General features: G+C 69.3%; 7 protein-coding genes. 4 read left to right on the top strand and 3 right to left on the bottom strand.

The features are described 5' to 3' along the window. Positions 1 to 2855 (top strand): type I polyketide synthase (locus tag KUF83_RS38850; RefSeq protein ID WP_217459814.1); only part of this gene is annotated, 2855 nt, incomplete at its 5' end. 413 nt (positions 2856 to 3268) lie between these two features. Here KUF83_RS38850 and KUF83_RS38845 read toward each other — a convergent pair. Then, the gene (locus KUF83_RS38845; RefSeq protein WP_217459813.1) at positions 3269 to 3574 is read right to left on the bottom strand and encodes a PqqD family peptide modification chaperone; all 306 of its coding nucleotides are present in this window, start codon (positions 3572 to 3574) and stop codon (positions 3269 to 3271) included. Positions 3575 to 3728: 154 nt separating this feature from the next. Then, a complete protein-coding gene (locus tag KUF83_RS38840; RefSeq protein WP_217459812.1) occupies positions 3729 to 5318 on the bottom strand; it encodes an MFS transporter in 1590 nt (529 codons plus the stop codon). Between the two features lie 101 nt (positions 5319 to 5419). On the opposite strand from KUF83_RS38840, the gene KUF83_RS38835 reads away from it, so the two are divergent. Together KUF83_RS38835 and KUF83_RS38830 are read left to right on the top strand one after the other, a co-directional pair. Next, positions 5420 to 6076, top strand: coding sequence for a TetR/AcrR family transcriptional regulator (locus KUF83_RS38835; protein WP_217459811.1), 657 nt, complete (start codon positions 5420 to 5422; stop codon positions 6074 to 6076). Between the two features lie 612 nt (positions 6077 to 6688). Further along, on the top strand, positions 6689 to 6844 hold the full coding sequence (locus tag KUF83_RS38830; RefSeq protein WP_217459810.1) for a hypothetical protein: 156 nt from the start codon (positions 6689 to 6691) through the stop codon (positions 6842 to 6844). 359 nt (positions 6845 to 7203) lie between these two features. Here the strand turns inward: KUF83_RS38830 and KUF83_RS38825 are convergent, their stop codons facing one another. Further along, complete coding sequence (locus KUF83_RS38825; RefSeq protein WP_217459809.1) at positions 7204 to 7965, bottom strand: thioesterase II family protein; 762 nt, start codon at positions 7963 to 7965, stop codon at positions 7204 to 7206. Between the two features lie 919 nt (positions 7966 to 8884). Between KUF83_RS38825 and KUF83_RS38820 the strand changes: the two genes are divergently transcribed. Then, complete coding sequence (locus KUF83_RS38820; protein ID WP_217459808.1) at positions 8885 to 9217, top strand: hypothetical protein; 333 nt, start codon at positions 8885 to 8887, stop codon at positions 9215 to 9217. Positions 9218 to 9257 lie beyond the last annotated feature (40 nt).

Below are 9257 nucleotides of genomic sequence, written 5' to 3'. Positions count from 1 at the left end.
ATCATGCGGTGTCGGGTGTGGTGCTGTTGCCGGGTGCGGCGTTCGTGGAGTTGGTGGTGCGGGCCGGTGACGAGGTGGGGTGTGGCCGGGTCGAGGAGTTGATGCTGGCGGCGCCGTTGGTGGTGCCGGCGCGCGGTTCGGTGCAGGTGCAGGTGGTGGTGGGTGCTGCCGGGGACGGCGGACGCCGCACGGTGGGCGTTTACTCCTCCGGTTCAGGCGAAGGGGTCGAGGGGGAGTGGGTGTGCCATGCCACCGGCTTCCTGACCCCTGACACCGGACCTCAGCAACAGCTGCACCAGAGCGATGGATCCGTGCTGTCGGCGGCGTGGCCCCCGCCGGGTGCCGAGCGGGTCGATCTGGTCGGTGTGTATGAGGACTTGGCGGTGGAAGGCTATGAGTACGGTCCGGTCTTCCAGGGTCTGAACGGGGTCTGGCGCGACGGCGCCGAGGTGTTCGCCGAGGTTGCCCTTCCGGACGGCACGGCGGTGGAGGGTTTCGGGCTGCACCCGGCTCTGCTGGACGCGGCACTCCAGGCAGCAGGCTTCGGCTCCTTCACTTCCGACCCTGATCCCGACCCCGCGACCAACTCCGAAGCTGGCTCCGGCGGCGGCGTCCGTCTGCCGTTCGCCTGGTCGGGTGTGTCGCTCTACGCGTCGGGTGCGTCGTCGCTGCGGGTCCGCCTGTGGCCGGTCGGTGAGGACGGCTTCGGCGTCGAACTGGCCGACGCGGCAGGACTGCCGGTGGCCCGGGTCGACTCACTCGTCACCCGTGACATCAGCCCGGAACAGCTCAACGCCGCCGGAGGCACCAGTACACGGACCGAGTCGCTGTTCAAGGTCGACTGGACCTCCACGGCGTTCGCCCCGCTGCCGGAGTTGCCGAGCCGTGCGGTACTCGGCACCGGCTCCGACCTGCAGACAGCGTTTGGTACGGACACCTCGGTGGCGGCGGACCTGGCCGCGATCGACACGGACGCCACCGGCCGCGTACCGGAGTGGGTGTTCGTGGACGTGGACGCATGGGCGACCGCCCACTCGCTGAACACGGACCCAGACGCAGACGCAGACGCAGACGCAGAGGCGAAGGCGAAGGCAGCGATGCCGACCGCCGTGCGGAGTGTCACCGCCCAGGCCCTCGCGCTCGTACAGCAGTGGTTGTCCGAGGACCGGTGGGCCGAGTCCCGCCTGGTGTGGGTGACCCGGGGCGCGCTCGGCGTCCAGGCCGGGGATGCGGTGCCCGGTCTGGCGTCCTCGGCGCTGTGGGGTCTGGTGCGTGCCGCGCAGTCGGAGCACCCCGACCGGTTCGCGCTCCTCGACCTCGACCCGGCCACCGACCCTGCGGCTTCCGCCGAAGCCGACGCCGCCTCCGGGCCGATGGATCGGGTCCTCGCCGCACTCGCCTCCGGTGAGTCGCAACTTGCCCTCCGGACAGGAGAGTTGCTCAGCCCTCGTCTCGTCCCCGCCCACGCCCCGACGGTCGAGGCATCCGACGAGACCGGCGGCCAGGAGTTCGGCAAGGCGGTGACCGGCACCGTACTCGTCACCGGCGGTACCGGAGGTCTCGGTGCCGTCTTCGCCCGGCACCTGGTCACCGAGCACGGCGCCCGGCGCCTGCTGCTGACCAGTCGACGGGGCCTCGACACACCCGGTGCCGCCGAACTGGTCGCGGAACTGGGGGAGTTGGGTGCCAGGGTCGATGTCGTCGCGTGCGACGTGTCCGACCGGTCGGCGCTGCGGGACCTGCTCGCGGGTGTCGCCGACGACGCGCCGCTCACCGCGGTCGTGCACGCCGCCGGTGTGCTCGACGACGGCGTGGTCGAGACGATGAGTCCCGACCGTCTGGACGCGGTCATGCGGCCCAAGATCGATGCGGCCTGGTACCTGCACGAGCTCACGGCGGAACGGGAACTGGACGCCTTCGTCCTCTTCTCCTCCGCGGCGGGCACGCTGGACGGGGCCGGACAGGCCAACTACGCGGCGGCCAACGTCTTCCTGGACGCACTGGCCCAGCACCGGCGGGCGCAGAACCTGCCGGCACTGTCACTGGCGTGGGGCCTGTGGAGCGAACGCACCGGCATGGTCGGCTCGTTGGACGGCACGGACCTGGACCGAATCGGACGCTCCGGTGTCCGACCGCTCGCCACGGCGGAGGGCCTCGCGCTCTTCGACACGGCGGCCGCGCAGGACGAGCCGGTCGTGCTGCCCGTGCACCTGGACCTCGCCGTGCTGCGGTCGAGGCCCCAGGACCAGGTGCCAGCCATCGTCCGAAAGCTGGCCGGGGGCACCGCTCGGCGGACCGCCGCCGCGGCAGGCGCCGAGAACGACCGGACGGCGCTCACGCGCCGCCTCGCGGAGCTCGCCCCTGCCGACCGGGACCGTTTCCTGCTGGACCTGGTGCGCGGACAGGTCGCCGCGGTGCTGGGATACGCCGGCCCCGAGGCGATCGAACCGGAACGCGGGTTCCAGGAGTTGGGCGTGGACTCGCTGGGCGCGGTGCAGATACGCAACCGGCTGGGCGCCGCGACGGGCCTGCGGCCGCCGACGACGCTCGTGTTCGACTATCCGACGCCCGCGGCGGTGGCGGGTTACTTCAAGGAGCACCTCTCCATCCCGGACGAGGACGCCACGGCGGACCTCATGCATGAGATCGGCCGACTGGAGGCCGCTGTCGCGGCGGCGGCGGTCTCGTCCGGGGATGCCGGACTGGCACCTGCGGCGGACCGGTTGAGGGCGCTGGCGGCGAAGCTCGTGGAGGTCGGTGCGGGACGGCCGGACCAGGAGGACGAAGTCGGCCTTGACGACGTCACTGCCGACGAGCTGTTCGACATTCTCGACGGCGAACTGTCCGCGGACTGACCGATCCGGCCGTCGGTGACAGTCGCGGTGGGGCCCATCACAGTCGTGGTGGGCCCCACCGGCAGCGGGCTCACCACGACTGTGCGCCACCGTGTCGCAGGCCCGACACCGGGCCTGTCACCGGCAGATTTCCCGTCGGCCGTCCCGTCGTCGGCCGACCCGTCGTCGGCGGACTCGTTACGGACCGGCTCGTCCCCAGCTGACCCGGCCGGTCTGGTCCTGGCGTGGCCGATCACTTGGTGGTCGGGCTCTGGCGCTTTGGTGTCACGGTTCTCTAAACTGGTTCTGCGTCCGGTTCTTGTCTTTCGTACGGCGGCTCGCCGGGTTCGCTGTGTGCGTGGTTCCTCAAGCTGATCCTGCGTCCCGCTCTCGTACACTCGTGTGGCGGCTATGGCTGGTCATGCGCTCGGCTCTCACTCCACGACACTGACGAGATCCGCGTCTTTCAACTCGTCGATGAAGGTGTCGAAATCGGCTCTGAGCCATCGGGGGTTGCGGTTCCATCGCACGGCCAGTACCTCGACCGCCGGCTCGACGTGCCCCGCATGCTGCTGCAGAGCGATCCATATGGCGGTGCCCATCGGCCCGCAGAGGTAAGTACTGCCCGTGCGTGGGGACTCCAGTTGCATGGTCCCGTCTTCGCGCACCAGCGCCACGGTTTCCGGTTCGACTAACACTCGCAGACGTTCCTCCCTCAGCGGGCGCACCTGCCCGCTCATCGTGATGGAGATCGTCCCCGCAGTTCCGACGCCCTGGCGGCGGTCACCTCCAGGCGCGCTCGCTCACCCCTGCGCGCCGGCCGACCGTGGCCGGCCGGCGCGCAGGAGCTGGCACGAGCGGCGCCGGGCGGTCGAACCGCCGTCGGCGCTGCGCTCAGCGGGTGTAGAGCTGGGCGTCGTGGTCCTTCGAGTCCGGGGCGGCGGCGGCCAGGTCCCCGTTCGAGGGGCTGCTGATCCTCAGGTGACGCAGCATCAGGCCGGCCAGCACCGCGGCGACGAACATCACGCCGGCCGCCGTGTAGGAGGCGATCTGCATGCCTTCGGTGAACGCCTCCCGGCTCGACGTCAGCAGGAGCGTGGCGAGGTCCTCCGGCAGCTGTCCGGCGACCTGTACAGCGCCGCCCAGAGTCTCGTGCGCGACTTCGCTCGCGGCTGCGGGGATCCCTGCGGGCATGTCGGTGTCCATGGACTGGCGGTAGACGGCGGCGCCGATGCTACCGAGGATCGCGATACCGAGAGCGCCGCCGAACTCGGCGCAGGTCTCGGACAGTCCGGAGGCCGAGCCGGCCCGTTCCGGTGGCGCGGCGGCAATGATCAGGTCGGCGGCGAGGGTCAGCACGACACCCACGCCGGCCGCCATCATCGTGGCCCCCGTGATGACCAGGGCAAGTTCGGAATCGGCTTGGACCTGGGCCATGACTCCGAACCCGGCCGCGGCGAGCAGCAGGGCCGCGGAGATGATGTACGCCGGCCGGATGCTCTGGGCGAGGACGGCCGCGAGAGTCGCGCTGACCATGGTGGCGCCGGCCGCTGGCAGGGTCCACAGGCCAGCGCTCCAGGGCCGAAGACCGTACACCAGCTGCAGGTACTGGGAGGTGAACAGGCCGAAGCCGACCATGGCGAACATCGCCAGGACGTTGGTGCCGACCGAAGTGCTGAAGGCGCGGTTGCGGAACAGTGAGACGTCGAGCAGGGGATGGCTGAGCTTACGCTGGCGCAGTACGAACACGATGCCCACCAGCAGGCCGGCGCCGATCGTCGCCAGCGGGACGACCGCCACTCCGTTTTCGGCGATCTTCTTCATGCCGTAGATGACGGGCAGTACGGCGGCGAGGCTGAGCGCGGTGCTCATCAGGTCGAACTTGCCCGGGTCGGGGTCGCGGAACTCCGGCAGCATCAGGGGCCCGAGGATGAGCAGCAGCACCATGACGGGCACGTTGACCAGGAACGCGGAGCCCCACCAGAAGTGCTCCAGCAGTGCGCCGCCGAGCAGGGGGCCGAGGGCCGCACCGCCGGCCAGGGCGGCGGTCCACACGGAGATGGCGGTACGGCGCTGCTGGTCGTCGCGGAACATGTTGCGAATCAGGGAGAGGGTGGAGGGCATCAGGGTTGCGCCGCCGATGCCCAGTAACGCCCGCGCCACGATGAGCATTTCGGCGCTGTTGGCCATCGCTGCCGCGGCCGAGGCGGCGCCGAACGCGGCGGCACCCAGCATGAGTAGCTTCCGGCGACCGATGCGGTCGCCGAGCGTGCCCATCGTGATGAGCAGGCCGGCCAGCAGGAACGAGTAGATGTCCATGACCCAGAGCAGCTGGGTGCTGCTTGGTTCCAAGTCGGCGCTGAGGAAGGGCAGAGCGAAGTAGAGGACGGTCATGTCCATGGAGATGAGGAGTACCGGAAGGGTCAGCACGGCGAGGCTGGCCCACTCCCGTCCGGTCGCCTTGAGTGACGGATTGGTAGCCATGAGCCGTACTATACGGATGTGTAGGACGGATGTATAGCCAGCTTGCCGATTTTCGTTTCGAGGGGCACACGAACAGGCCAATGTCTCGTAGGATTGCCCGCATGGGACACCGCGAACAGTTGTTGGCAGGCGCCAAACGCTGCCTCTATGAGCGCGGTTATGCGCGCACCACGGCCCGCGACCTCGTCGCCGCGTCGGGAACGAACCTTGCTTCGATCGGCTATCACTTCGGGTCGAAGGAAGCGCTGCTGAATGCCGCAGTGATGGAGGCGTTCGAAGAGTGGGGCGAGGAACTTGAACGGGCGATGCCCGGGCAGGGCGGCTCCGGCGAGAGCGGCGAGGAGCAACTCGTCGCCATGTGGACACGAGTAACGAAATCATTCCAGTTGCATCGCCCGTTGCTCGTCGCCAGTATCGAGGCATTTGCCCAGGCCGAGCATGCTCCGGAATTGCGGAAGCAGCTCGCTGACGACTACGAGCGCGCCCGCGGCGCGATGGCCGAGTTCATCGCGCCCGGCGGGGCCCGTGAGGACAATCGGGTCGCCCGCGCTGTCGGCTCTTTGCATCTCGCGATGCTCGCAGGGCTGAGTCTTCAGTGGCTTCTCGACGGCGAACGCGCCCCGACGGGGCAGGACATGGTGGACGCCCTGCGTGCCGTGTCGCAGGGGCTGGGCGACTTCGGCCCTGAAGTCACGAGTGCGACGGTTGCAGCCGACGACGGTGCGGAGCCGACTGATCCCCTTGTGGACGAGGCCTAGGGGCCGAGTAGGGGTACTGGCCGACAGGGCGTCTGCCTTATCGTTGTTCTGGGCGTTCTGATTCCCGCCACCACCACATTTCCGCTGGGATTCCGGATGGCGTAGGACTGTTTCCCCTCCGAAACGGTTCGGCGTGCGCCCCGCCGGTCCGGAGAACCGATACCACCACACACGCGTTCTCCGGGCCGGCCGCACGAATTTCGCCTCGTTCCTTATTGTCATTTTCACCGTAATATGCCATCTGGCCGGATCGGCTGTCGCGGAGCCGCTGCAGGACAGTCGGCCGGCTGTGTACAAGACGCCGGTGGCGATCGCCGTCCGCACCGCAATACCGTTGACCTCAAGAAATTGCATAGAGATTGACAAGAAACGGCAATGACAATGGCGGGAAGGCTCTTTCCGACATGCCGTTGGGTAATGTTCTCAGGGCATGTAGTGACGAGCGACCGCCGTCCACGGAAGCGTCGGCGGGGTAACTCAACGAGACGGAGGCCTTCCGTGCGTGTGCGGGCTCGGCCAGGGGTGGACGTCGCCGTCCTGGAGGACGGACGGCTTGAACTCACATGCCCTGCGTCCGGCTCTCGCTTCCGGTGCAGTGCCATCAGCACCGCAATGTGGATCGCCCTGCTGCAGCAGGGCGGCCGTCCCGACGCCGCCGCCGCGCTGCTGGCGAAGCACTGGGACCTCAACCCCGAGTACATGCAGTCCGATTTCAGCCTCTGGATCGAAGAACTGCGCGCCGCCGGACTGTTGCAGATAGTCGCCTGACAGTAAGCCGGTCACCGGCCGGCGCGGTCAGGGCCGCCGCACCTCGGGCAGGACGCGGCGCGGCAAGCCCTCAGGGAAGCCGCGACTCCACCCCTTCCGGGGGCAGCCCACCACATTCATCCCGGGCACGGACCGTTTCGGCGCCGCCCTCAACTCGCGGCTGCCGACTGCCTGCCGACCGCCAAGAAGCGGCCCCTTAAGGTTACGGAGCACACAGGCGAGCCGTCGGACCGCTCGCCGACGCCGCCCGCGACGTACAGCCGGGTTCCGTCCGAATACGGACGCGGCCCGTCCACGGCCTTCCGGTCCTTTGGACGCGTGAGGTGCGGGCCGCTTGAGCCAGGCAGACTCCCCCCGGGTCACTTCGCGGCCACTGCGCCACGCTCCGCGACGAACTGCCTGATCTCCCGAAGTACCTGCGGGGCATGCGAGTTGAGGTAGAAGTGGCCCCCGTCGAAGGAACGGAAAGTGGTGTCTTCCGTCGTGTGGTCGGCCCACGAACGGGCCTCCTCTTCACTGACCTTCGGGTCGTCGTTGCCGATCAAAACAACCACGGGGCAGCCCACCCGAGGGCCCGTCCCCGGGCGGTAGGTCTCGGCGGCACGGTAGTCACTGCGCACCGCGGGGAGGATCATCTGCAGGACCTCCTCGTCCCCGAGCACCGCCGGGTCCGTGCCGCTGAGACTGCGCAGCTCCCTGAGCAGTCCCTCGTCGTCGGACTGATGCACACGCTCATCCCGCCACCGCGACGGTGCCCGGCGCCCGGACGCGAAGAGGCCGAGCAGCGTCGTGCCCCGGGCCTCCAGCCGCAGGGCCACCTCATAGGCCAGCGACGCGCCCATGCTGTGCCCGAAGAAGGTCAACGGCCGGTCGAGCCAGGGCTCAAGCTCCGGGACGATGCGGTCGGCCAGCTTCTCGACGCTGTCCACCAAGGGCTCCGTACGGCGCTCCTGACGCCCCGGATACTGCACCGCCAGCACGTCGATCTCGGGCGACAATGTGCGCGAGACAGGGTGGTAGAACGTAGCGGAGCCACCGGCGTGCGGAAAGCAGACCAGGCGCGTCGAAGCGTCCGGCGCGGGGTGATAGCGCCTGATCCACCTCTCGGAGTTCGTCGCCATGCTGGGGTGTGTCCCTTCATTTCCAGACAGGTACAGGGCGGTACGGCCGACTGGGCGGGTCGGTACGACCGAGCCACGGCGTCCCGGGGCGGGACAGCTCCCACCGCCCTCGCCCCGGGACGTCGGCGCGGGACCCCGCGGAGCCTCCCGCGAGACCGCGGACCCCACGTGCCTGCCGCGCCGTTGGGGCAGCGCGAGCGGCCAGTCGGCCTTACCCACCCCATTGGACGCCGCAACGCCCCTGGCCCGCCAGCACATACACCCCCTACGTATGCCCTCTGTCACCCCTAACCTCCGCAGCGGCGACACCCGGTGTGACCGGCGCCGAACTCGCGGGCCCCGGCCCGAACTCACCGCGCGCGGCAGCTCAAGACAGCCCTCCACCTTCGTGGATGTGGGCAAAGAGCTGGAGGGCGGGAAGTCCGGGGACTGGATTCGGTGCAACTCCCGGTCGTGGAGGATGCATCGATGACCGGTGAGAACGTGACAGAGCGCAAGGCTGTGGAGTCGACAAGGGTCGGGTCAGCACGGGCACCTGATTACGGCCGACGCGCCGCAGGCGATGGCAGTCCGCTCCGAGGGCTTCGACCAAGGTCGAGCGCAGACGCTGGACCACGGAAGTCTTGGCCGGAGGCGGAGGCCAGAAGTGCAAGCACTCGTAAGGGCCCCCGGGCAGCGCTGCACCGCAGGCACCGAGGACAGAGGCACGCCGTCGGCTCCGGCCTGCACGAACCACCTGATCCCGACGCTGTCGTACATCCCACCGACGCGGAAGCCCACGTCCGTGATAGGGCCGCACCGAGGTCATCAGCCTGCTCGCGCCCGGCAGCAGCCGACGAGGCTGCCGCAGTTCAGCCTGTCGAGGGAAGTCCCGGCGAACTCCGCTACGCGGGCGGCCGGGCGGCGTAGCTTGCCGGGCATGGCAACGACTGAACCCCTGGCCCAGCTCGTCGACTACGCGGGCGTAGGCCAGGGCTGCCTGGTCTGTTCCGACCAGCACGTGATCGCCACCGATGCTGAGGCCGTCGCCCACATGGCCGCTCACAGCCCGGCCGAACTCGCCTGGGCGCTGCTGCTGTGGGCGGGCCAGACCCAGGCCCTGACCGAATGGTGTGCCGAACACGACGGCATCCCGGACGAGGCCACGGCCGATGCCCTGATCGGCGCCGTCGAGACCACCTTCGACCGGTCCGTCCCGCCAGATGTCGCCGCTCGCATCGAGCAACACCCCGCGACCACGGAATCTCTGTGATCTCCGGCTGGTTCCGGACGAGGGCCGGCCCCACTTCTCG

This window comes from Streptomyces sp. BV286 (assembly GCF_019090165.1).
Lineage (GTDB): Bacteria > Actinomycetota > Actinomycetes > Streptomycetales > Streptomycetaceae > Streptomyces.
Note: the sequence above shows the minus strand (reverse complement) of the source record. Positions and strands in the feature narration are given on the sequence as shown.

Excerpts from the sequence above, each read along its gene's own strand:
- KUF83_RS38825 (WP_217459809.1), bottom strand. The coding sequence starts at position 7,965 with ATGGCGACGAACTCCGAGAGGTGGATCAGGCGCTATCACCCCGCGCCG.
- KUF83_RS38840 (WP_217459812.1), bottom strand. The coding sequence starts at position 5,318 with ATGGCTACCAATCCGTCACTCAAGGCGACCGGACGGGAGTGGGCCAGC.
- KUF83_RS38830 (WP_217459810.1), top strand. The coding sequence starts at position 6,689 with ATGTGGATCGCCCTGCTGCAGCAGGGCGGCCGTCCCGACGCCGCCGCC.
- KUF83_RS38835 (WP_217459811.1), top strand. The coding sequence starts at position 5,420 with ATGGGACACCGCGAACAGTTGTTGGCAGGCGCCAAACGCTGCCTCTAT.
- KUF83_RS38820 (WP_217459808.1), top strand. The coding sequence starts at position 8,885 with ATGGCAACGACTGAACCCCTGGCCCAGCTCGTCGACTACGCGGGCGTA.
- KUF83_RS38845 (WP_217459813.1), bottom strand. The coding sequence starts at position 3,574 with ATGAGCGGGCAGGTGCGCCCGCTGAGGGAGGAACGTCTGCGAGTGTTA.